This window comes from Paenibacillus sp. sgz302190, from assembly GCF_059820445.1.
The window spans coordinates 63,262-86,385 of record NZ_JBZYAO010000031.1 but is presented as its reverse complement, the minus strand read 5'-3'; the positions used below and the strand labels follow the sequence as shown (position 1 = coordinate 86,385).

Below are 23,124 nucleotides of genomic sequence, written 5' to 3'. Positions count from 1 at the left end.
GGAAGATGACCCGACAATTCCATTGTTGGATGCCGGACTCGTTAGCGTAAATACACCCAATCCGTTGCTTACGCCGTACGTGCTTGTTCCGGCCTCAGACGGCCAGGATGCGGATGCAGCATTGATATCTTTATTTCCCCAACCGGTAGGGAATGTGGCTGCAGCCTTGACATTTTCGCTGCCCCCGAACGGTACAACCGACGCGATAAACATCATTATCGCCAAAAATCTGGCCAAACCGGCGGCTCGCATGCGTTTCTTGTTCATGTAAATTGTTTAACCTCCTTGTCTGTCTTGCTACAAAATGACTTCTCGCGCTTCGAAAAAGCGCTTTCATTTTCGAGTTCCATAATCCTCCTTTCAAGCTTGCCTGTAACCCCTAGTATAAAAACGGCGGGGCGTTACGTACATAATCCCTGGCTCTCCCGCCCCCGGTGAATTAGACATTCGGCGGAAAAGTGTTCCAATGATTATCATGATAATCCGCTGCTGCTACCGGGGGCCGGTGGGAAAACCTGCGAAAGTACAGGCTTTTCCCGCGGTCATGGTTCATTTTGGCGAAAAGCCTGCGAAAGTGCAGGATTTTCGTTAAAAATGAACCCGAGCCCCTGTACGCGGCGAAAAGCCTGCACAATTGCAGGAATTCTCGCGTCCAGCGTATCAAGGGCGCAAATTCATGTATTTTTGCAGGTTTTTTTCGCATGTGGTCGACCGACCGCCGTCATGCAGCGAAACACCGTGCGCTGGGAGCTGCGCGCGGTGCGACCCTAGGCAGATTGCGGCTATCGTTTCTGACCGGGGGCTTTACAACAGCCTGATCAGGCTTGCCCCGACTCGACCGAACCGGCCCGGCCTAGCTTGGCCTGCCAAGCGGCTTCACAGCCGCTCCCCCGTGCGGTTCTGCAATCGCCCCTCCGGGAGAGGGACAAGTCGTCGATCGCGCACAACACCGGCTGCCGATCAGACGTTTATGCCGCCTACCCGCGAACAAAAAATCCCCCCGAACCGGCTATTGCACAGTTCGAAGGGATTGTCGTTGCGGGTATACCTTTTATGGCAGCGGTTCTACAGCAACATTCGCAATTGTTACAGCTTCCGTATACTTAGCTGTACTGTTCAGACGCAGGCGCATGTTGGCCGCACCCGTCACGCTCGGATTGATTTGCACGTTGACGATTTTTTCCGCATGCCCGTTGGCGTCGGCAGTCAACGAGAAAGCAGCGCTATAACCGTAAGAGGAAGGCCATGTGCCGCTGTCATTTTGCACTTTAGCCACTTGGGTGCCGGAGCTCGTATAAACACCGAGCGAGTAGCCGCTCGTCGTGGAGTTGGCTGTCAACCCGTTAACGACGATTTTGACAGGGAAAGATGCGCTGTTCGGCAGCGTGGCTTGGTGAACGAACGCATACGGATCATTGGACGAAGTTGTCGATACTCCGTAAGAACCTGCTTTAAAAGTCGTCGGATCATACCATTTGTATCCGGCTGCAGGCGCTGCCCACGGTTCGGCTTGCGGTTCCGTCGTGTTGGCCGGCTGCTCCCAGGAATAAAGCGCCGTTGCCGTATCCAGCGTAAGCCCGGGCACTTGCGTGAGGCTTGTGTAGCTTTCTTTTGTCGCCAGCCAGTTTACCATATTTACCAGCAGCGTGGAATCGTTTTGCTCCGAGAAGCCTGCATAAGTCGTTTTCGTACCGCCGGTTTCTTCTTTCAAGTATTTCGGCGTGGCGTCTTCCACGGGGGAGGAATCCCCGATGAAGCCGGCTTTGCCTGCGCTTACTTTGGAAACCGCGACATAAGGGCCTTCGGCCACCCCGCCGTTGTTATAAACGCCTTGATCCACTGCGTTTGCCCATTTGGTAGTCGTCGCAGGCAAGTAGACGATGCCTTTTGCTTTTGTCGGATCTGTAATTGCCAACGTAGATCCCGCGTGCATAGCGACCGTGGAAACGCCGCTCGTAATGCCGAATGCCTGGGAAGGAGCGACGATATTGTTCGCTGTAATGTCGCCGAGCGCGTTGTAGCGGAACCGGATGCCAAAATTCGCCGCCAGCCAGTCGGAGCTGGCAACGCCCTGCATCGCCGAGGAAGCGGCTTCTCCCGCGCTCATGCCAAGAGCCGGATTCGTCCAGGCTCCGCGGCGGTAGCCGTTGAACACTTCCGAAGCGTCCCAGCGGTTTTTATTCCGGTCGGCATTGTAATGATCGCTGATGAAGAAAATGCTGCCGCCGCCTTGCACATATTGCAGCATAGCGGTTTGTTCGGAAGTTTTGTACGGAATATTCGCTTCAGGAATGACGAAAACATCATAAGCCGATAAGTCCGAAAGTGTAATCGGGCTGGATTTGCGCAGTTCTTTTACATAGTAGCCGGCATTGCCCAGCGCATTGCCAAAATCCGAAAAGCCGCCGTCGATGACCCAGTCCGCCGCTCCTGCCGTCTGAGCGTGCGTGTTGTCGAACAGCACCTTTTTCCCGTTAGGTGTCGACGGGTTAATCGTTGGCGCCGGGTCTGACGGTCCCTCTGCAAACGCTTGCGGGATCGCTCCGGACAAAGATGCGACCAGTGCCGCGGTAATAGCAAGACCTTTCAAGCTCTTTGTTCCATTCAAGCTTTTCATAAATAATGAATTCCCTCCATCCATGGAATAAATAGCCAAGCTGGCCTATGTGTATCGTAGCACAGGATTCCGCCCAAAAATAGCCATTTGCAGTAAATTTACAAAAGCAACAAATTGTTGTGCAATCCGACAAAAAAAAGAACCGGCCCCCTATTTGCATAGGAAACCGGTTCTTCGTGATATGGCGATTAGCCCGTTACAACTTTAATAACGTTGCGGACGGAGTTCGCCGTTTTATCAAGGGCCGCTTTTTCGTCGGCAGTCAATTCGATCTCAAGCACTTTTTCGATGCCGTTTGCGCCAAGTACAGTCAGAACGCCCATGAACAGGTTGTCGTAGCCATACTCGCCTTCAAGCAGCGCGATTGTCGGAATGATGCGTTTTTTGTCTTTCAAAATCGCTTCCGTCATTTGTACGAGCGATGCCGCGGGAGCATAGTAAGCACTGCCGTTGCCGAGCAGGTTTACGATTTCGCCGCCGCCTGTGCGCGTACGTTGAACGATAGCTTCAATTCGATCGACAGGAATCAGCTTCTCGATAGGAACGCCGCCGGCGTAAGTGTAGCGCACGAGCGGAACCATGTCGTCGCCGTGTCCGCCGATAACGACACCTTGAACGTCCTCAACCGAAACGTTCAGCTCCTGGGAGATGAACGTAAGGTAACGAGCCGTATCCAGAACGCCGGATTGACCGATAATGCGGTGTTTAGGGAAGCCAAGCGCTTGATAAGCTACATACGTCATCGCATCCACAGGGTTGCTGAGAATAATGACGATTGAATCGGGAGCTACTTGCTTGACGTTCTCACAAACGGATTTTACGATACCCGCGTTGGTGTTCACCAGGTCGTCGCGGCTCATGCCCGGTTTGCGGGCAATACCTGCCGTAATAATGACGATATCGGAGTTTGCCGCATCTTCATAGCTGGAAGTACCTGTAATTTGAGCGTCAAAGCCTTGAACAGGACCTGCTTCGAGCATGTCGAGCGCCTTGCCTTTAGTCGGATTCTCAAGCTGCGGGATGTCCAGCAGAACGATGTCGCCCAGCTCTTTTTGCGCAAGCATAAGCGCAGTTGTCGCACCTGTGAATCCGGCTCCTACAACGGTAATTTTATTACGACGGATTGCCATTTGAGGAATTCCTCCTTCAATTTTTAAAAAATAAATCCGGCGTCCGGGGCGGGAATTAGCCCATGTTTTTAATAATTTCGTTGGCGAATTCGGAACATTTGATTTCTTTCGCGCCTTCCATCAGACGAGCAAAGTCGTAAGTAACGGTTTTGTTGTTGATGGACGTTTCCATGCCTTTGTAGATCAGTTCAGCCGCTTCCAGCCAGCCAAGGTGCTCAAGCATCATAACGCCGGACAAAATAACGGAACCCGGATTTACAACGTCAAGACCTGCGTATTTAGGAGCCGTACCGTGAGTAGCTTCGAAAATGGCATGTCCGGTCAAATAGTTGATGTTGGCCCCGGGAGCGATACCGATACCGCCAACTTGCGCAGCAAGCGCGTCGGACAGGTAGTCGCCGTTCAGGTTCAGCGTAGCGATAACGTCAAAATCGGTAGGACGAGTCAGTACTTGCTGCAGAGCGATGTCGGCGATTGCGTCTTTTACGATGACTTTGCCGGCTGCTTCAGCGTCTTTTTGCGCTTTGTTAGCCGCTTCCGTGCCTTGCTCGGCTTTGATGCGGTCATATTGCGCCCACGTGAATGTTTTGTCGCCGAATTCGCGCTCAGCCAGCTCGTATCCCCAGTTTTTGAACGCGCCTTCGGTGAATTTCATGATGTTGCCTTTGTGCACAAGCGTAACAGTCTTGCGGCCGTGCTTGATCGCATACTCGATAGCGGCGCGGATCAAACGCTCGGAACCTTCGGACGATACAGGCTTGATGCCGATACCGGAAGTTTCAGGGAAACGGATTTTCTTAACGCCCATTTCTTCCTGCAAAAATTTAAGCACTTTTTTCACGGCTTCGGTACCGGATTCCCACTCGATGCCTGCATAAATATCTTCTGTATTTTCACGGAAAATAACCATATCGACAAGCTCAGGACGTTTAACCGGTGAAGGCACGCCGTCGAAGTAGCGAACCGGACGGGAGCATACGTACAGATCGAGCTCTTGGCGAAGCGCAACGTTCAGGGAACGGATACCGCCGCCAACCGGAGTCGTCAGAGGTCCTTTGATCGCAACGATGTACTCGCGGATCGCAGTCAGCGTATCGTTTGGCAGCCAGTTGTTGTATTTGTTAAAAGCTTTCTCTCCGGCAAACACTTCGTACCAGGCGATTTTTTTCTCGCCTTTGTAAGCTTTCTCTACGGCTGCGTCAAGAACGCGCTTGGAAGCCGACCAGATGTCAGGGCCCGTGCCGTCGCCTTCGATGAAAGGAATGATCGGATTGTTAGGCACTTGCAGAACACCATTCTCGATGGTGATTTTTTGACCTTCGGTTGGCAGTTCGTAAGATTCGAATTGTGGCATGGTATGTCCTCCTTAAAATTGTGAAAAATAAAATGTAAAACATGCCTTTGCCCTTAGACAGTCCAGGCTGCCGGGGGTCAGACACACAAAAGCGGCGGGAGTCGCGGCACTCCCCCCGGCAAAAAGCCGGACGGATGCCGAACAACCCGCATCTTTAACATGATAACATAAATTAGCGATTGCTGATCGGAATATATTTTTGGTTCACTGGGCCCGTGTACTCGGCGCGAGGGCGGATCAGGCGGTTGTTCTCGTACTGCTCCAGCATGTGAGCCGTCCATCCGGATGTTCTGCTGATCGCAAAAATCGGAGTGAACAAGTCGCGCGGTATTTCCAGCGACGTATACACAGATGCGGAATAGAAATCGACGTTAGGCTTCAAGCCTTTCAGCCCGGTTACAAGCTCTTCCGCTTTAATGGACATTTCGTACCATTTCATGTTGCCGGTAATTTTTCCGAGCTCATACGACATTTTTTGCAAGTGCTTCGCGCGAGGGTCGCCGTTTTTGTAAACGCGATGGCCAAAGCCCATAATTTTGTCTTTGCGCTCCAATTTGCCGTGAATGTAAGGCTCTACGTTTTCGACCGTGCCGATTTCTTCAAGCATGGCCATAACCGCTTCGTTCGCGCCGCCGTGAAGAGGGCCTTTCAGCGTGCCGATCGCGGAAGTGATGCCGGAGTATATATCGGTCAAAGTTGCAACGGTAACGCGGGCCGCAAATGTAGACGCGTTAAGCTCATGGTCGGCATGCAGAACAAGCGCCTTATCCAACGCTTCGATAGCAACTTTATCCGGCTCTTTGCCTGTCATTTGATATAAGAAATTAGCGGCAATCGACGAATATCCTTTGGAAGCGAGAGGCTCCAGTCCTTGGCGGATGCGGGCAAAAGCCGCGATAATCGCAGGCACTTGGGCTTGCAGCTTGATCGCTTTGCGCACATTGGACTCCGTGCTCATATCGTTCGCTTCTTCATCGTAAAGCGCAAGACTGGAAACGGCCGTACGTAGCGCAGCCATGGAATTGACGTCTTTCGGATAGAGCTTCAGCTGATCGATCACCGCTTCCGGTACGCTGCTGTACGCGTTCAGATCGTTTTGCAGCTTTTCCAGCTCGGACTCTGTAGGCAGTTTGCCGAACCAAAGCAAATGTATGACTTCTTCAAAAGTCGCATTTTCTGCGAGGTCATCAATATCAATCCCGCGATAAGTTAAAACGCCGTCCACGATGGAGCTGATCGACGAGGTTGTGGCTACAATACCTTCCAAACCCTTGGTTGCAGTCATGGGAATCTCTCCTTAGCTACTTGATTTTTGCAAAAACTCACTTTTTCCTAACTTAATAATAAAGGATTTCACCCTGTAAGTGAACAAAAAAGGGCATAAAACTAAGTTATCACTATCATAAAGATTCTTTTTGGCGAAATTCGAGCGCTTACGGCACGATACAAGTTTTTGTTAATTCTCTCGAATTATACGGAACTTTGCGGAAAAAGTTTGTAGAGAACAGTTGAGCTTGATACAATGTAAAACAAAGCGGCAGCATGAGACGATTGAAAATCTGTCGGCCGAAGCTGACGAATTGTCGGCCATGCTCGGCGGTCTGTCACGCCCAAGGCGGCATATCCGTTTGGCCTGTCGAAGAAAACCTGCAAGAAGACCTGCACGCCAGGCTTTAAGAAAACGTACATTGGAGAGAAGCATCTCTATAAATGCGCAGAAAACCTGCATGTGGATCAAGTGCCGGGTTAACGGAACCAAAGGGAACGGAGCCGCGCATCTCTGGCTACGATTGCGGCGGTGGAGTGGGCCACACTTCTCCTGCATCCGATTGCGGCACAGAAGTGGGGCAAGGCGGCCTGGCAGGGAGAAAACCTGCAAAAGTGCAGGTTTTCTCCTTAAAAATGGTTCATTTTAGCGAAAAGCCTGCAATTGTGCAGGAATTTTCGATGAAAATGAACCCGAGCCCGTGTTCGCGGCCAAAAGCCTGCACAATTGCAGGAATTTGCCGTGGCCGGCGTTTCCATCCAGCAAAAACTGTATTTTTGCAGGTTTTTCGCGCAACTGGGCAGATCGTAACGACCGGCTCCGGCGCGTGGGGTTTCCGGGCTGCCTGTACTTTGGCCAGCCAAACCAATCCAAGCCGCGTAACGAACGGCGGCAGCACCGTTTTGGACGGCATGCGAAACATGTTTACTTCGTACGACCTTTGTTCTGAAAGATCTACTTTTGTTGAAGGAGCCAAGAAATGAGCAGCATCTCCTACATAGGCGTCATCGATATCGGATCGAACTCCATCCGGTTGGTTATTTACGAACGCAATTTATACGGCGCCTACCGCGTCGTCAGCGAGTATAAAGATTCCGCAAGACTAAGCCAGCGGATCGGTGCCGACGGCATTTTACATAGCGAAGACATTCTTTCCGTCGTTCCCATCCTCTCCCACTACGCAGCGCTCTGTCTCGCGCACGGCGTGCGGACGCTAAGAATCGTCGCCACGGCGGCGATCCGCAATGCGGCCAATTCCGCGGAAATTGTCCGGGTGCTCGAAGGCCGGACCGGCTTCAATATCGAGGTGCTGAGCGGAGAGGACGAGGCCCGTTACGGCTTTCTCGGCGTCGTGAATACGATCGATATCAGTGACGGATTCATTATCGATATCGGAGGCGGCAGCACCGAGGTCACGCTGTTCCGCGGCCGGGAACTCAAGCAAAGCTTCTCCTTCCCGTTCGGTTCGGTGAACACGACCCGCCAATTTATGAAGAACGGCGTCATCACCGAAAGCGAAAAGGCCGGGATTCGCCTTATGGTAAAGGAAGCTCTCGCCGCCCATCCATGGATCAAAAGCTCGCCGGGCTTGCCCATGATCGGGCTGGGCGGAACGATCCGCACACTCGGCAAGATGAGCCAGAAGCGGAGCAAATATTCTCTGCAGCTTGCCCACAACTATGAGCTGAAAACCGGGGAGCTCGATTTTTTCCTGGAATTCCTGTCCTCCCTGCCGCTTGAAAAGCGCAAAAAGGTGGAGGGACTTTCCAAAGACCGCGTGGACATTATCGTTCCGGGCCTCATCATTTTGGATACGATCTTTAGTGAAGCCGCGGCTTCGCATTGCATCGTCAGCGGCTCAGGCTTGCGGGACGGCATCTTTTACGAGCTGTGCAGGCCCGGGAATGCGCTGGTCGACGATGTTCTGGAAGCTAGCGTCCAGAACATGCTGATGCTTCACCCGGGTGCGGCCGTCCAGCACGTCAAGCATGTCGACAAGCTCGCGCTTCGCTTATTCGACGAGCTTGCTTCCTTGCAGGGGCTGGATAAACAAAGCAGACGCTACCTTCATGCCGCCGCGCTGCTGTACCGGATCGGATCTAGCGTCAATTATTATCAATACGGCAAACATACGCAATATATGATCGCACAGGCCCGCATCGACGGCTTCAGCCACCGGGAAATCGCGCTCTGCTCGCTGATCGCTTCCCATAAAACAAAAAGCCGGACCCACCAGCTTGCCCTTGCTTACAAAGACATTTTGGAGGAATCCGACGAATTGCTTGTTGCGAAGCTGGGAACACTGCTGCAGCTTGCCATCGCACTTGACCGCAGCGAAACGCAGCCGGTTCGGGAGCTCATCATCTCCATCATCGGCAAGACGATTACGCTAAAACTTTTGTGCGCGGACAATCCAGCCGCCGAACTGAGCGAGATCGCCGCTTTCGCCAAAGATTTTGAAAAAGTGTGGGGACTTGCGCTCAAGGCTCAAGCTGAAGCTTTTTCCACGACTTAATTTTCATCGCCTCGAACTGGCTCCGGTACGGAGTCAGTTCATTTTTTACCCGGGTGTACATGCCGTTGGTCATGAGCTCCCTTGCCTTGACATTATCGTTAAGACTAAGCCGTAAAATTTGGATCATCATTTTTTTCAGCTGTTCGTCGAATACCGGACACATCAGCTCGATGCGCCGCGTCAAATTGCGGGTCATCCAATCCGCCGACGACAAGTACACGTCGACTTGTCCGCCGTTTTCGAAATAGTACATGCGCGAATGCTCCAGGTACCGGTCGACGATGCTGCGCACCGTAATGTTCTCACTTAGTCCCGGCACTCCCGGGCGAAGGCAGCAGACGCCGCGCACGATCAGATCGATCTTCACGCCGGCCTGCGACGCGGCATACAGTGCATCCACCATCTGCTGGTTGGACAAAGAGTTCATTTTGGCGATAATGTGCGCCGGCTTTCCGGCTCTGGCATGCCCGGCTTCCCGCTCGATCAGCTCAAACAGCTTATCCTTCAAATCCGTAGGAGCGACGGCAAAAGCCTGCCAATCGTGCGGCGCGGAATACCCCGTGATTTCATTGAACAATGCCGATGCGTCCTCGCCGATGACGCTGTGCGAGGTGAACAGCCCTACGTCTGTATACAGTCTGGCCGTGCTGTCGTTGTAATTGCCCGTACCTACGTGGACGTATCTGCGCAGCGTGTTCTCTTCCTGTCTGACGACGAGCGTGATTTTGGCGTGCGTCTTCAAGCCCACAAGACCGTAAACGACGTGGCAGCCCGATTTTTCGAGCTTTCTCGCCCAGGCAATGTTGCGCTCCTCGTCAAAACGAGCTTTCAGCTCGACGACGACGGTGATCTGCTTGCCCGACTCCGCGGCGATCGCAAGCGCCTGAATAATCGGCGAATTGCCGCTGACCCGGTAAAGCGTCATTTTGATCGCAAGCACATGCGGATCGTAAGCGGCATGCACGACAAAATCGGTCACCGCATCGAACGATTCGTAGGGATGATGCACAAGCACGTCCTGCTGCTTCAACAGCGTGAAAAAGTCGTTCGTATCCTCGAATTCCACCGGATATTTGGGAACGATGCGCGGGTAGCGGAGATTATCGAATCCGTTCAAGCTGCCCGCCAGCTTCATCAAATAAGTCAGGTCGATCGGACCGTCGATTTCAAAAATGTGCTCCGTGATTTCGAACTCGTCCTGAAGCTGGGAAAGCGCATAAGGATGCATCCCTTCCTGAATTTCCAGACGCACCGGAGAGCCCCATCTTCTGCGGCGCAGCTCCTTCTCGATCTCTTCGAGCAAATCCTCGGCGCCCTCTTCGTTCAAGGTAAGATCGGCATTGCGCGTCAGGCGAAACCCGTGCACGGCAATCGGCGTATAGCCGCTGAACAGCGACTGGATATGGTGCTCGATCAATTCCTCGAGAAGAATGAACTCCTGCTTCTTGCTGTTCGTTCTGGCAGGTACCGGGATGTAGCGGGACAAATTGCTGGGCACCTGAACGATGGCAAAATACGGCTCATCGTCCGGATCGTCGCCCTCACGGATCAGTACCACAGCCAAATAAAGAGACTGATTATGGACAAGCGGGAAAGGACGGCTCTGATCGACCGCCATCGGAGTCAATACCGGAAAAACAATATCGTGATAATACGCATCCATCGCTTTTTTCTGGCTGATGTTCAATTCTTCGTACTCGGTAAAAACGATTCCCTCTTTAATTAATTGCCGGATAACGTCCCGGTACGTTTTGTACTGTTCGCTGACCATTTTAGCGGTCCGTTTCATGATGCGCTTAATGAGCCCGGCGGGCGTGTAGCCCGTGAAATCTTTTTTGTTGTACCCGGCTTTCATCTGATCCTTGAGCCCGGCAACACGCACGCTCATGAATTCATCCAGATTGCTGGATACGATACTTAGAAACTTCGCTCTTTCCAGCAGCGGAGTGCTGGGGTCCTGAGCTTCTTCCAAAACTCGCCGGTTAAATTCGATCCAGCTCAAATCGCGGTTCAAATACATGGACGAAACTTCGCCGACTTCTTTGATTTCCCTCACCGCAGGCTCTCTTGCAATACTCATAAAACCTCCGTAAAAATTCCTAATTTTCGACATTCCTTATTTTATTGTACTATGCCCGGCATAGACCGACAATGCGGGGAAAGCGCTTTTCAATTATTAAGATTTTGTAAAGGTTTCTTTAAACATTCGCCTTGCCCCCGGCGCTGCGGCTTTTTCGCTTTCTTTTAAGATCAGTGTTACAATACAAGTATTAGAGGCAAGGGGAGAAAATACCATGAATATCCTGAATCCGCGGTTGGTTCATCAAATTTTCAGGGGCATTTGGGTAGCTCTGATCGTTCTCCTGATCGGTTTGGCGATTTATTATATTCCCCCGTTAATTTACCCGTTTATCTACGGCTGGATCATCGCCATGATGATGAATCCTTGTGTAAACTTTTTCCAGTTCAAACTCAGACTGCCTCGCTGGCTCGCCGTAACGATATCTATGCTGCTGTTTTTGGGGGCGATGATCGCTGCGGTTACGCTGCTGGTCGCGAACATCATCGTCGAGCTCGGCTCGCTGGCCGATACGCTGCAAAATCAAGTCAACCGCCTCGCCGCACAGTTCAATTTGTTTATTCATTCCACGGCGTTTCAGGAATTAATCGAAAAGGTCAACCGATTTTTTGAAAACAACCCGAAATACCAGGAAACCGTCAACAGCAATTTATCTTCGACCGCAGGTTCCCTCGCCAACGTCAGCAAGCTTGTTATCGGCTATGTGTTCGACACGCTGAAAAACTTCCTAACCTCACTGCCCAACATTGCAACGCTGACGATCATAGTTGTGCTCGCCACCTTTTTCATCAGCAAAGACTGGTATTTGCTGATCGGACGATATTCCGGCATCGTCTCCGACTCGATCGTCGCCACGTCCAAGCTCATCCGCAGCGACTTGCAAAAAGCGCTGTTCGGCTACGTAAGGGCGCAGTTGATTCTCGTTTCCTTGACGGCACTTGTCGTCATTATCGGCCTGTTCATCCTGCAGGTCCCCTATGCGATTACGATCGGGCTGTTGACCGGCCTGGCCGATTTGATGCCGTATTTGGGCACCGGCGCCGTCATGGTTCCGTGGATTTTGTACGTGTTTTTCGCGCAGGGGGACATCTATCTGGGGATCGGACTGAGCGTGCTTTACGGAGTCATTCTGGTAGCCAGGCAAATTATGGAGCCCAAAGTGCTCGCTTCCAGCGTCGGGCTGGATCCTTTGGCGACATTGGTCGCAATGTTCGTCGGCTTGAAACTGTTCGGCTTCGTCGGCCTGATCGTCGGTCCGGTCTCGCTCGTTGTTTTATCCGCCTTTTACCGCGCCCGAATTTTTCACGATATCGCTTCATACATAAAAAAAGGCTCGGCTTCCGAATAACGAATGCCGGGCCTTTCTTCCGTTTCTTTTATCTGCGGAAAAAAAATGTGAAACCGCCTCTGCCGATTTGCCTTTGAATGAGTGCCAGCAGAGCGACCTTGAACATGGGACGAGTCCATGGAAATACGAGCAGGAAACCGACAATGTCGGTTAAAAATCCCGGCGTAATCAGCAAAACTCCGCCGATGAACAGGCAAATCCCGTCCAGCAGCGACTGTGCGGGCAAATGCCCTCTCGACAGCTCGTAGCGGGCGTAATCCCATACTTTGCGGCCTTCGCGTCTTGTAATGTACACCCCGATTATGCCGCTGAGCACAATCAGAGCGAACGTCGCCCAGCCGCCGATATACCGGCCCAAAGCAATCATTACGGAAATCTCCAGCGCCGGCACGATGATGAACACAGCAAGAAGCAGACGGTACATTCGCTCATCTCCTAACCGTAATGAAAATTTAACCGCTTTGCATTAAGCTTTCCCCGCAAGCAGCCGCCATATTTCCGGCGCTTCCTTATCTATACGCACCGGCTTCCATGAAGGATTCACCCAGACGTGTCGGGTGGCCCCGCTAACGAGCAAATCGCCGACAGGCACAAGGCCGGAATCCTGCTGTCCGGCGTCCCCCCGGCTCTCCTCGTCCCAGCGGCGGATTTCGTAGGCAAATTCCATGCGCACGCCGCTGTAGCTCGAGAGCCGCGTGTAGATACCTACCCGGTCGTCATACCGGGCAGGCTGTTTGAACTTCACTTCCGCCTCGACTAGCGGCAGCAGCAGCCCTTTGTCCTCGATGCTGCGGTAGGAAAGTCCGATTTCCCTGATCCATTCGGTTCGGCCGATTTCGAACCAGGTCAAATAATTCGCATGATAGACGACACCCATCTGATCCGTTTCGGCATAACGGACCCGCTGCTCGTGGCGGTACCACCGGTCTTTGCTCATACTGCTTCCCTCCCTGGCGTTTACAAAAGAAGGCTGACCCTTCAGCAGCTAAAGCCGCTTGCGGGACAGCCTCTTGCTGTCTGAATCTGACTACAGAACTTTCGCTTGTCCGGAGTAGATAACGCCAACTTCCGGATAGATGGAAACTTCTGTTCCGTCTTTCATAATTTCCAGCGCGCGTTCGACGCCGACGATGACCGGAATGCCAAGGCTGAGCGCGACAACCGCAGCATGGGACGTAATGCCGCCCACTTCGGTAATGAGTGCGGCTGCTTTTTGCACGGCAGGCATGTACTCTTTGTCCGTCGAAACCGTCACGAGCACGGCGCCGTCCGTCATTTTGGTATTCGCTTCTTCCGGAGTGCGGGCGGTTACGACACGGCCTGTCGCAATTTGCGTTCCGATCCCGGTACCTTTGGCAATCATCTCGCCTACTTGATGAACTTTGATCAGGTTTGTCGTTCCGGAGCGGCCTACAGGCACGCCTGCAGTAATGACAACGAGATCGCCGAGGCTGACGATTCCTGTTTTGATGCTGCTTTCAACAGCCAAGTTGAACAGCTCGTCCGTCGTTTTCGCTTCTACGCCTTGCACCGGGATGACTCCCCATATGAGGGACAGACGGCGGATCACTTGCTCGTTAGGCGTTACGGCAATAATCGGCGCTTTCGGGCGATATTTGGATACCATTCTCGCCGTATAGCCGCTTTCCGTTGCAGTCAGGATCGCTTTCGCGCCCAATTCCAGCGCCGAGTTGGCGACAGCCTGGCTGATCGCTTCCGTCACAGTCGTTTGCTGCGCTTGCGCTTGACGAAGGAAAATTTCTTTATATTCAAGAGCCGCTTCCGCGCGCTCTGCAATGCGGGCCATCGTCAGCACGGATTCTACCGGATATTTTCCCGCCGCCGTTTCCCCGGACAGCATGACCGCATCCGTTCCGTCGAACACCGCGTTCGCCACGTCGCTTGCTTCCGCGCGTGTCGGGCGGGGATTGCGCTGCATGGAATCGAGCATCATCGTAGCCGTGATGACCGGCTTGCCTACGATGTTACATTTTTTGATCATTTGCTTTTGAACGACAGGCACATCTTCAGCCGGAATTTCCACGCCAAGATCGCCGCGGGCTACCATCAGGCCGTCGGACACTTCCAAAATTTCGTCCAGGTTCTCGACGCCTTCTTGGTTCTCGATTTTACTGATGATTTGGATGTGAGTCGCATTGTGTCTTTCGAGCAGCTCGCGAATTTCCATCACGTCGCCGGCTTTGCGGACGAACGAAGCGGCAATAAAGTCTACGCCCTGCTCGATGCCGAAAACGATGTCGTTGGCATCTTTTTCCGTAATGCCGGGAAGGCTGATTTTCACACCGGGCACGTTCACGCCTTTTTTGCTTTTAATCGTTCCGCCGTTGACGATTCGGCACTCGATTTCCGTACCGCGCACATCAACGACCGTCAGGCCGATCAGTCCGTCATCGATGAGGATCGTGGAGCCTACTTTTACGTCGCGGGGCAAGTTTTCATAAGTAACGGAAATGCGGTCCGCATCGCCCAAAATTTCCTCTGTCGTCAAAATGATGTGCTTGTCCTGAACAAGCTCAATCGGCTCTTCCTTCAATTTGCCCGTACGAATTTCCGGGCCTTTCGTGTCGAGCAAAATCGCAACCGTTTTACCTGTTTCCTGGCACGCCTTGCGAATGTTGCGGATACGGCCGCCGTGCTCCTCAAAGTCTCCGTGGGAGAAGTTGAGACGGGCAACGTTCATGCCCGCTTCCATCAGCTTTTTCAAATTTTCCAAAGATTCGCTGGCCGGTCCGATGGTACATACAATTTTCGTTTTACGCATGGTTTCCCTCCTGAGTGAATGTGAACCGCCCGATTTCTCTAAATTTGCGGTAACGGTCCTCGATAAGCTCCTGCTCCGACATGCCTAGCATGGGCTGAAGATGTTCCCAGACAGCGGATTTGATAAATTCGGCTTGCGCTGCCGGGTCCCTGTGAGCACCGCCCCTGGGCTCCGGGATGATGCCGTCGATCACGTTTTGTTCCATAATGTGGTCGGCGGTAATTTTCATCGCTTCGGCTGCATGCAGCGATTTCGAAGCGTCTTTATATAAGATGGAGGCTGCCCCTTCGGGACTGATCACCGAATAGATGGCATTTTCCAACATCAACACTTTGTTGCCCACTCCAAGCGCAAGCGCGCCGCCGCTGCCGCCTTCTCCGATAACGACGCAAACGATCGGCACGCGGAAAGAGGCCATTTCCAGCAAATTTCTGGCAATCGCTTCGCCTTGTCCGCGCTCTTCGGCCGCATTGCCGGGGAAAGCGCCTTTCGTATCGATAAACGTAACGATCGGACGCTTGAACTTGTTCGCCTGGCGCATCAGACGCAGCGCCTTGCGGAAGCCCTCCGGATGCGGGCACCCGAAGTTGCGGGCGATATTGTCTTTGGTATCCTTGCCTTTCTGGTGGCCGACGACGGTCACCGGAACGCCGTTCAGCTTGGCCAGGCCGCCGACGATCGCCAAATCGTCGCCGTACAGTCTGTCCCCGTGAAGCTCGATAAAATCCGTAAATATAGCCTGAATATAATCAATCGTCGTCGGTCTTTGCGGATGGCGGGCAAACTGCATTTTTTCCGCGGACGACATATTCGCGTACAGTTCTTCTTCCAATTGAACGTACCGCTCTTCCAGACGGCGGATTTCATCCGTAAAATCGATTTGTTTCTCGGTGCCGAACTGGCGAAGCTCCGCAATCTTGCTCTTAAGCTCCGAGAGCGGCTTTTCAAACGGCAACTCATTCGCCATCGCTTGCTTCCCCTTTCGTTCCATGCATGTCCAGCAGTTTGATAAGCGTAGGCCTCATATCTTTGCGGCTGACGACCTTATCGAGCTGCCCATGCTCCAGGTTGAATTCCGATGTCTGGAAGTTGTCGGGCAGCTTCTGCTTAATCGTTTGCTCGATGACCCGGCGTCCGGTAAACCCGAACGACGTGGCGGGTTCTGCGATAATAAAGTCGCCCAGCATGGCAAAGCTGGCGGACACGCCACCAAAAGTCGGGTCGGTAATAACCGAGATGTACAGCCCGCCCTCTTCGCCCAGCTTGGCGAGCGCGGCGCTCGTTTTGGCCATTTGCATCAAGCTGAGGATGCTTTCCTGCATACGGGCTCCGCCGGAGGTCGAATAAATAATGAGCGGCCACTTCTTCTCCATCGCCGCTTCCACGGCCCGGGTAATTTTCTCGCCCACGACGGACCCCAGCGAGCCGCCCATAAAATCAAAGCTCATCACGGCAATGACAACGGGAAAGCCGCCGATCGTCCCTTCGCCCGTTACGATGGCGTCCTGCAAATTCGTCGCATTTCTCGCTTTATCCAATTTTTCCATATAGTCAGGAAACTGTAAAGGATCCTCGGAAACCATGCCGTTGTCGTATTCGAGTATCCGGCCTTCGTCGAGCGTCATCTGGATGCGCTCCATCGCGTTTAACCGATAATGATAGCCGCAAGCCGTACATACCTTCAAGTTTTTTTCCAGCTCTTTGCTCGTCTGAATCGTACCGCACTGCGGACATTTATTCATTAAACCTTCGGGGATATCCCGTTTTGTTTTCTCGGAAGGAATCGTCGCATACTTTCGTTTTTGAAAAAGATCCTTTAGCACTGTTCCACCTCTACTTGGCTTTTATCGTAAATCCTTGACAAGCCACGTCAACTTGCAGCATCGCCTGTGAGTATGTCCGACGGAGTTGCTTTTGTGCATAATCAATGAATAATGACTGCATACACACCGCTCGCGCTGCATAAAATCCGTTATTTTGCATGCATCTACTTTCTCCTGAGTTATTCGGACAGACTCCTATCTATGTAAAATCGAGTTCAGCACTTCTTGCACTTCCTCCAGTTCTCCCTCGGGAACGAGAATTTCGAACTGATTTTTGGACAGGCTGATGCCGCGTACCTGAACGAGAAAGCCTTCCTCTGACAATCTCAACTTGATACGGTCTGCGATTTTCGCGGTAGGAGCTATGTAAATCACCGTCCACATGCAAAAAAAACCTCCTATAAATGCTCGAGTTTAAAAAGCGGGCTGCCAGACTTTTTAAACAATCTCTATGAGACATGCTAAAATAGTCAGCTTTCGGTTCCGAGAAGGTGACTATTTGGCTCCCTCTATTAAGCATAGGCATACATAATGGAATAATGATATCATAATTACTCTTTTTCCCGCAACAAAGCAGTTTTGCCAATAGGTGCCGGAATGCTCCCCTTGGAGTCTGTCCGATGTACCGCGTAGAAGGTAAATGCATGCAAAATGACAGTAATTATGCAGCGTGAGCGGCAGTAAATGCAGTCATTATTCAGTTTGGTATGCACAAAAGCAACTCCGTCGGACAGGCTCCTTGCCGCTAGTCCAGATCGAGTTTGGCGCCGTAGTTCGGCGCATTCTCGTTTTGATGGGCTATTCTGGCCGATGCCGCGGCCGCCAGTCCGCATATCAGATCGTCGAGAAAAACATGCACCGCCGCCTTGTTGTCGTTCAGCTTTTTGATAATCCCGATTTTTTCCTTATCCAAATAGCCGAAGCTCGTAAGCCCGATCATCCCGTATACGTGAACGATGCCAAGAGCCAGCGTTTCGTCTACGCCGTATAAAGGCTCGTCGGCTTCGAGAATCGACTGCAAGGGCTCGGGCAGCAGCTTCTTCTCGGCCAGCGAGTCGAGCGCAATGCCGGTAAACAGCGTATACTGCACCTCCCGCTTGTTCAGAACGGTCAGCACGCTTTCAGTGCAATCCTCCAGGGTCAGCCGGCTGTTATAAGGCTTTTGCAGCTTCAACACAATTTCGGCGATTTGTTCTATCGCAACGCCGCGCTTTTGCAGCAGCTGTATCATAAATTGTTCGGTCATAACATTCTCCCTCCGGTCCCGCAAATTGAACAGAAGCTTCGAAGCCGATTCCGCGCATGTTGGCCTGGGCTGTCACAAAAACGCCCAACAATATACACGAAAGCTTCGAAGCTTGGAAAAAGCCGGGTTCCTATTTATATGCGGAGGAGGCGACCATTATTTCACTCTGACGGAATCTTTGCCCATAATCGTCTCGATCATGCGGAACAGCTCCGGGGATGGCTTCACCCGGTACTGCTCGCTCAGTGCGAGAAGCCGGCCGCCGCGTTCGTAGAACAGCGCTACGGCGAGCGGGCCCGTGTGCAGCTTCAGCAGCGTCTTCAGCTGCAGCAGCTTGTCCGGCTGCTCGCAGTCAGCCGCGATCTTGNTACTGCTCGCTCAGTGCGAGAAGCCGGCCGCCGCGTTCGTAGAACAGCGCTACGGCGAGCGGGCCCGTGTGCAGCTTCAGCAGCGTCTTCAGCTGCAGCAGCTTGTCCGGCTGCTCGCAGTCAGCCGCGATCTTGACGTACACCCGCTGCTCCTTCGGTGCAGCGGTAGCGGCGCTGCCGCCCCCGGCCTGCCGCGGGGCGGCGTTCCCCCGCGCAGGCTGCGCCGCTGCGCGGTCGGCCGGGCGGCCCGGTCTGGCCGGGGCCGCCTTGCCTGCGGCAGCCGCGCGTGCGGGCTGCCGGCGAAGCCGCTGGACGGCCGCAGGGTCGTCCAGCGCGGCAAGCTGCTCCGCGAGCAGCTTGGGCGGGTCCTCGTCCTGCAGCTGCAGCTTCGCCCGGACGAGGACGAGCTGCCCTTTCTGGACGAGCGGAGCCGCCGTTTTCCAGGTCTCGGGGAACAAGACGACCTCGACCTTATCGATGCGATCCTCCAGCTCCATAAACGCCATCGGCTGGCCTTTCTTCGTGACGATCGTCTTGTTCGTCAAAATCATGCCCGCTACGACAACTTCGCTGTTGTCGGGCAGCTCATGCAGCTCGTGCAGCTTGTCCGCCTCAAGCTCCTCCAGCGTTCCGGCATACGCGTCGAGTGGATGGCCGGAAATGTACATGCCGAGCAGCTCGCGCTCGAACTCCAGCTGCCTGCTTCGCGGCATCGGCGGGATATCCGGCAGCTCGACCTCCCAGTTCGGCTCCTCCACGAAGCCGAACAGGTGCAGCTGCAGATCGTCCCGTTCCTTGCGCCATTTGGTCGCGGAAACGATCGTTTCGTCGAGAACCGCCAGCAGCTGCGCGCGATGGCCGCCGAGCGTGTCGAACGCGCCGCCTTGAATAAGCGATTCGATAACCCGCTTGTTGCAGACGCGAAGGTCGACGCGGCGGCAAAAATCGAGCAGGCTCTCGAACGGCGCCTGCTTCCGTTCGCTGAGAATCGCCTCGATCGCCTGGGTGCCGACGTTTTTGATGGCGGCGAGGCCGAAGCGGATCGCGCCCTGCCGGTCCGGCGTAAACACCGTGCCGCTGCCGTTCACATCCGGGGGGAGCACAGCCAGCTTCATCCGCCTGCAGGCATCGACATATTCCGCGACTTTGCGGTGATTGCCCATGACGGCCGTCAGCATTGAGGCCATAAAATGCATCGGATAATGAGCCCGCAAATACGCCGTCTGGAAAGCCAGAACCCCGTAAGCCGTCGCATGGGCGCGGGGAAAGCCGTAATCGGCGAAGCGGACGATCATGTCGTACACGCGGTTCGCATCCTCGGAGCTAAAGCCCTGCTCCGTGCTCCCGGCGACGAAATGCGCCCGCTGCTCGTCGAGCACCTCGCGTTTTTTCTTCGAAACCGCTCTGCGCAGCAAGTCCGCTTCGCCAAGACTGAAGCCGGCCATCGAGGATGCGATTTGCATAATTTGCTCCTGGTAAACGATGATGCCGTAAGTATCGCTAAGAATCGGCTCCAGCGACGGATGCGGATATTCGACTTCCGTCCGCCCGTGCTTGCTGTCAATATATTTGGGAATGAATTCCATCGGACCCGGCCGGTACAGCGCCACGACGGAAATCATGTCTTCAAATACGGAAGGCTTCAATTCCTTCAGCACGCGTCTGACGCCGGCGGATTCCATCTGAAAGACTCCGGTCGTCTCTCCTTTGCCGAGCATTTCATACGTAAACTCATCGTGATCCATGTCCAGCTTTGTCAAATCGATGCGCACACCTTCCAGCTCCTCGACCCAATTCAGCGTCCGCTCAATGATCGACAAAGTGCGCAAGCCGAGGAAGTCCATTTTCAACAGACCGATCGATTCCAGGTGCTCCATCGTATACTGGGTCAGAGCCGTCCCGCCCGTTCCCTCCTGCAGAGGGACATAGTCCGTTAACGGCTCTCTGGAGATGACGACGCCCGCCGCATGCGTAGACGCGTGTCTGGGCATACCTTCGACGCGCATCGCCATGTCCAGAAGCTCGGCGGTTTTCGGCTGCTTGGCGGCCAGCGCCTTGAGCTCCGGGCTTGTCTGAAGCGCCTCGGAGAGCGTCATGCCGAGCTGGTGCGGGATCATCTTGGCAGCGCGGTCCACCTCGCCGTAAGGCAGGTTCAGCACCCTGCCGACATCCCTGACCGCCGCTTTCGCAGCCATCGTGCCGAACGTAATAATTTGCGCCACATGCTCATGCCCGTATTTGGCGGCGACATAATCGATGACTTCGTCGCGCCGCTCGTCGCTGAAATCGATGTCGATATCCGGCATCGTGATCCGCTCCGGATTCAGGAACCGTTCGAACAACAGCTTGTACTGAAGCGGATCCACATTCGTAATCCCCAGCGCGTAAGCGACGAGGCTGCCTGCGGAGGAACCCCTTCCGGGCCCGGTCATGATGCCCTTCTCATGGGCAAAACGGATGAAATCCCAAACGATCAAAAAATAGTCGGAGAAGCCCATACTCTCGATGACGCCAAGTTCATAGACCAGCCGTTCCTTCGCCTGCCTGTTCAAAGCGGAATCCGGCGCATGCCAGTCCGGCTTGGCCCCGTAGCGCTTCTCCAGACCCTGCAGGCAAAGCTCCTTGACATAATCGCCGGCCGTCATGCCTTCCGGGATCGGGCGGAATTTGGGCAAAATCGAATGGCCGAACTCCAACTCAAGCTCGCACCGTTCAGCCACCCTTGCCGTGTTCTCTACCGCTTCGGGAACGTGCGCAAACAGGCTCGCCATTTGCTCGCCGCTTTTCAGATACATCTGGCTCGTTCCCATGCGCAAGCGGTCCGGATCTTCGACCATCTTGCCCGTCCCGATGCAGATCAAAATATCCTGTACGACATGATCGGGCTCCCGCACGTAATGCACATCGTTCGTGGCGATAAGCGGAATGCCGGTTTCACGGCTCAGCTCAATCATGGACTGCATCACTTTCTTTTGCTCGACCATCCCGTGATCCTGAATTTCCAAAAAGAAGTCGTCTCCAAAAATGTGCCTGTATCTTTCCGCCGCCTGGCGGGCCTCCTCCTTGCGGTCGTGCAGCAAATGCTGGGATACTTCACTGCCGAGGCACGAGCTTAAACAAACGAGCCCCTCCGAATGCCGCGCAAGGTGTTCCAAATCGATCCGCGGTTTATAGTGAAAGCCCTGCAAATGGCCGATCGAGCAGAGCTTCATCAAATTTTGATAGCCTTTCATGTTCTTGGCCAGCAGAATCAAATGATAGATCGGTTGTTCCTGCCTCGTGCCCTTATCCCGGATCGAACCGGCCGTAAAATAAGCCTCGCAGCCGATAATCGGCTTGATCCCATGCTGCCTGCATGCCTTGTAAAAAGCGATGGCGCCGTACATGACGCCGTGGTCCGTTAAGGCCAGAGAGGTCATGCCAAGAGCCGCCGCCTGCTTGACAAGGTCTTCCATACGCGCAGCGCCGTCCAACAAGCTGTATTCACTATGCACATGCAGATGTACGAATGTACCCACTCTCTTCCCTCCCAACCGCTGCAATCCGGTTTCGCGGGCAATGTCCCGCGCAATATTTTATATCCATTTTATCATATTATGGCCATGCCTTCCCATACATTGGTACAAAGGAGCTTGTCAAGCCGGAAGGGAAGCGATAATGCATGTACAGCTTTTGGGCCAATATAATCGTATATTTTTGCATTTCATTCGGGGTCGTGTTCGGCGGCAGCATGCTGAGCGGAATTGCCGCCGTGCTGACGATGCAGTCCCCCACCGAAAAAATGATGACCATTTCGGAAAACATTAAAATCTGGGCGATGGTCGCAGCCGTCGGAGGCACAATCGACCCGATTCGCTATATTGAAAGCCATGTGGCCGAAGGGCACCTGAACCCCGCCATCAAGCAGATTGTCCTGATCGTAGTCGCCTTTGTCGGCGCGCAGATGGGCACTTCCCTGGTCCAGATGATCTGCAAAGGAGGCAACCAGTCTTGAGGGTTCCTCCGTTTGCCCGTTATCAGCGCCTGCTGGCGAGCTTCGGACTGCTGGTGGCCGGAGCTATTATCGGCAGCGCCGTGTACATGAGCATCCATCAGCATACGTACAGCCAGCTCTATGTGCAGATGCGCAAATACATGGAAGAGAACACGGAATTGAAGGGCGATATCGAAGACCTGATCAAAACCCGCAACAAGCAGGCGCTCATCAACGCCGTGCACGTCTATCTGGTGCAAAAAAGCCAGGACGAGCCGATCAGCGAAGATATTCAGCAGGAAATCGAAAGCGGCGTAAAAAACGAGCTCAAACTTGTAATCGGGCAAAAAACCGCCTATGTGCGCGATGTCAGACCACTCTATGAAAAGCTCATCACGCAAAAAATTTACGTGCTGCACGATAAAAAGTATGCGGTTGAAGTCAAATCCATCGTCTTGATTCAAACCGAGCTCAGCATCTGGATAACGGCCGAAGAAAAACGCACATGAAAGATGATGCGGGCCGTCCGGGCGGAGTCTCGGATCTCGCCGGCGGAACCGGATTGCAATTTCCGGCGAAAATCGCTACAGTAAAAGGAAAAATCACCCGCATAAAGGACGG

Annotated in this window: 18 protein-coding genes; 5 read left to right on the top strand and 13 right to left on the bottom strand. The window is 53.5% G+C overall.

Features of this window, described 5'->3' with window-relative positions; all coding sequences use genetic code 11:
• Positions 1-1,051: 1,051 nt before the first annotated feature.
• The 4 genes from AC6RNO_RS26855 to citZ all read right to left on the bottom strand — a co-directional run bounded on the left by AC6RNO_RS26855 (position 1,052) and on the right by citZ (position 6,386).
• A complete protein-coding gene (locus AC6RNO_RS26855; RefSeq protein ID WP_488437717.1) occupies positions 1,052-2,617 on the bottom strand; it encodes a DNA-binding protein in 1,566 nt (521 codons plus the stop codon).
• A gap of 188 nt (positions 2,618-2,805) precedes the next feature.
• Positions 2,806-3,747 carry a malate dehydrogenase gene (mdh, locus tag AC6RNO_RS26850; RefSeq protein WP_497107351.1) on the bottom strand — a complete coding sequence of 314 codons (942 nt, stop codon included), beginning with the start codon at positions 3,745-3,747 and terminating at the stop codon, positions 2,806-2,808.
• Between the two features lie 55 nt (positions 3,748-3,802).
• Positions 3,803-5,101: an NADP-dependent isocitrate dehydrogenase gene (icd, locus tag AC6RNO_RS26845; RefSeq protein ID WP_488437715.1), complete on the bottom strand. Its 1,299-nt coding sequence runs from the start codon at positions 5,099-5,101 to the stop codon at positions 3,803-3,805.
• Positions 5,102-5,273: 172 nt separating this feature from the next.
• On the bottom strand, positions 5,274-6,386 hold the full coding sequence (citZ, locus tag AC6RNO_RS26840) for a citrate synthase (protein WP_488437714.1): 1,113 nt from the start codon (positions 6,384-6,386) through the stop codon (positions 5,274-5,276).
• 425 nt (positions 6,387-6,811) lie between these two features.
• On the opposite strand from citZ, the gene AC6RNO_RS26835 reads away from it, so the two are divergent.
• Together AC6RNO_RS26835 and AC6RNO_RS26830 are read left to right on the top strand one after the other, a co-directional pair.
• Entirely contained in the window at positions 6,812-7,351 is a 540-nt protein-coding gene (locus AC6RNO_RS26835; protein WP_497107350.1) for a hypothetical protein, read from the top strand.
• The gene (locus AC6RNO_RS26830; protein WP_497107349.1) at positions 7,348-8,883 is read left to right on the top strand and encodes a Ppx/GppA phosphatase family protein; all 1,536 of its coding nucleotides are present in this window, start codon (positions 7,348-7,350) and stop codon (positions 8,881-8,883) included. Before AC6RNO_RS26835 ends, AC6RNO_RS26830 begins: the two co-directional genes overlap by 4 nt.
• Here AC6RNO_RS26830 and AC6RNO_RS26825 read toward each other — a convergent pair.
• Positions 8,849-10,963: an RNA degradosome polyphosphate kinase gene (locus tag AC6RNO_RS26825; protein ID WP_474679711.1), complete on the bottom strand. Its 2,115-nt coding sequence runs from the start codon at positions 10,961-10,963 to the stop codon at positions 8,849-8,851. The two genes, AC6RNO_RS26830 and AC6RNO_RS26825, sit on opposite strands and share 35 nt — an antisense overlap.
• A 214-nt stretch (positions 10,964-11,177) precedes the next feature.
• On the opposite strand from AC6RNO_RS26825, the gene ytvI reads away from it, so the two are divergent.
• Positions 11,178-12,311 carry a sporulation integral membrane protein YtvI gene (ytvI, locus tag AC6RNO_RS26820; protein WP_474679712.1) on the top strand — a complete coding sequence of 378 codons (1,134 nt, stop codon included), beginning with the start codon at positions 11,178-11,180 and terminating at the stop codon, positions 12,309-12,311.
• 28 nt (positions 12,312-12,339) lie between these two features.
• Here ytvI and AC6RNO_RS26815 read toward each other — a convergent pair whose 3' ends face one another.
• The 8 genes from AC6RNO_RS26815 to AC6RNO_RS26780 form a co-directional block, all read right to left on the bottom strand.
• Positions 12,340-12,735, bottom strand: a complete 396-nt coding sequence (locus AC6RNO_RS26815; RefSeq protein ID WP_474679713.1) for an FxsA family protein — start codon at positions 12,733-12,735, stop codon at positions 12,340-12,342.
• Positions 12,736-12,777: 42 nt separating this feature from the next.
• Positions 12,778-13,248, bottom strand: coding sequence for a YbgC/FadM family acyl-CoA thioesterase (locus AC6RNO_RS26810; RefSeq protein WP_497107348.1), 471 nt, complete (start codon positions 13,246-13,248; stop codon positions 12,778-12,780).
• 90 nt (positions 13,249-13,338) lie between these two features.
• Positions 13,339-15,093 carry a pyruvate kinase gene (pyk, locus tag AC6RNO_RS26805; RefSeq protein WP_488437711.1) on the bottom strand — a complete coding sequence of 585 codons (1,755 nt, stop codon included), beginning with the start codon at positions 15,091-15,093 and terminating at the stop codon, positions 13,339-13,341.
• Positions 15,086-16,060: an acetyl-CoA carboxylase carboxyltransferase subunit alpha gene (locus AC6RNO_RS26800; RefSeq protein WP_474679716.1), complete on the bottom strand. Its 975-nt coding sequence runs from the start codon at positions 16,058-16,060 to the stop codon at positions 15,086-15,088. The genes pyk and AC6RNO_RS26800 overlap by 8 nt, the downstream gene beginning before the upstream one ends.
• Complete coding sequence (gene accD, locus AC6RNO_RS26795) at positions 16,050-16,916, bottom strand: acetyl-CoA carboxylase, carboxyltransferase subunit beta (RefSeq protein ID WP_474679717.1); 867 nt, start codon at positions 16,914-16,916, stop codon at positions 16,050-16,052. The genes AC6RNO_RS26800 and accD overlap by 11 nt, the downstream gene beginning before the upstream one ends.
• 195 nt (positions 16,917-17,111) lie before the next feature.
• Positions 17,112-17,300 (bottom strand): glutamate decarboxylase, encoded by a 189-nt coding sequence (locus AC6RNO_RS26790; RefSeq protein ID WP_474679718.1) that lies wholly within the window; start codon positions 17,298-17,300, stop codon positions 17,112-17,114.
• 361 nt (positions 17,301-17,661) lie between these two features.
• On the bottom strand, positions 17,662-18,162 hold the full coding sequence (locus AC6RNO_RS26785; RefSeq protein WP_474679719.1) for a phosphatidylglycerophosphatase A family protein: 501 nt from the start codon (positions 18,160-18,162) through the stop codon (positions 17,662-17,664).
• Positions 18,163-18,514: 352 nt separating this feature from the next.
• Entirely contained in the window at positions 18,515-22,048 is a 3,534-nt protein-coding gene (locus tag AC6RNO_RS26780) for a DNA polymerase III subunit alpha (RefSeq protein WP_497107347.1), read from the bottom strand.
• A 143-nt stretch (positions 22,049-22,191) separates the two neighbouring features.
• On the opposite strand from AC6RNO_RS26780, the gene AC6RNO_RS26775 reads away from it, so the two are divergent.
• Both AC6RNO_RS26775 and AC6RNO_RS26770 read left to right on the top strand, forming a co-directional pair.
• Complete coding sequence (locus AC6RNO_RS26775) at positions 22,192-22,524, top strand: YtrH family sporulation protein (RefSeq protein WP_474679721.1); 333 nt, start codon at positions 22,192-22,194, stop codon at positions 22,522-22,524.
• A complete protein-coding gene (locus AC6RNO_RS26770; RefSeq protein WP_474679722.1) occupies positions 22,521-23,012 on the top strand; it encodes a sporulation membrane protein YtrI in 492 nt (163 codons plus the stop codon). The genes AC6RNO_RS26775 and AC6RNO_RS26770 overlap by 4 nt, the downstream gene beginning before the upstream one ends.
• Positions 23,013-23,124: the final 112 nt, after the last annotated feature.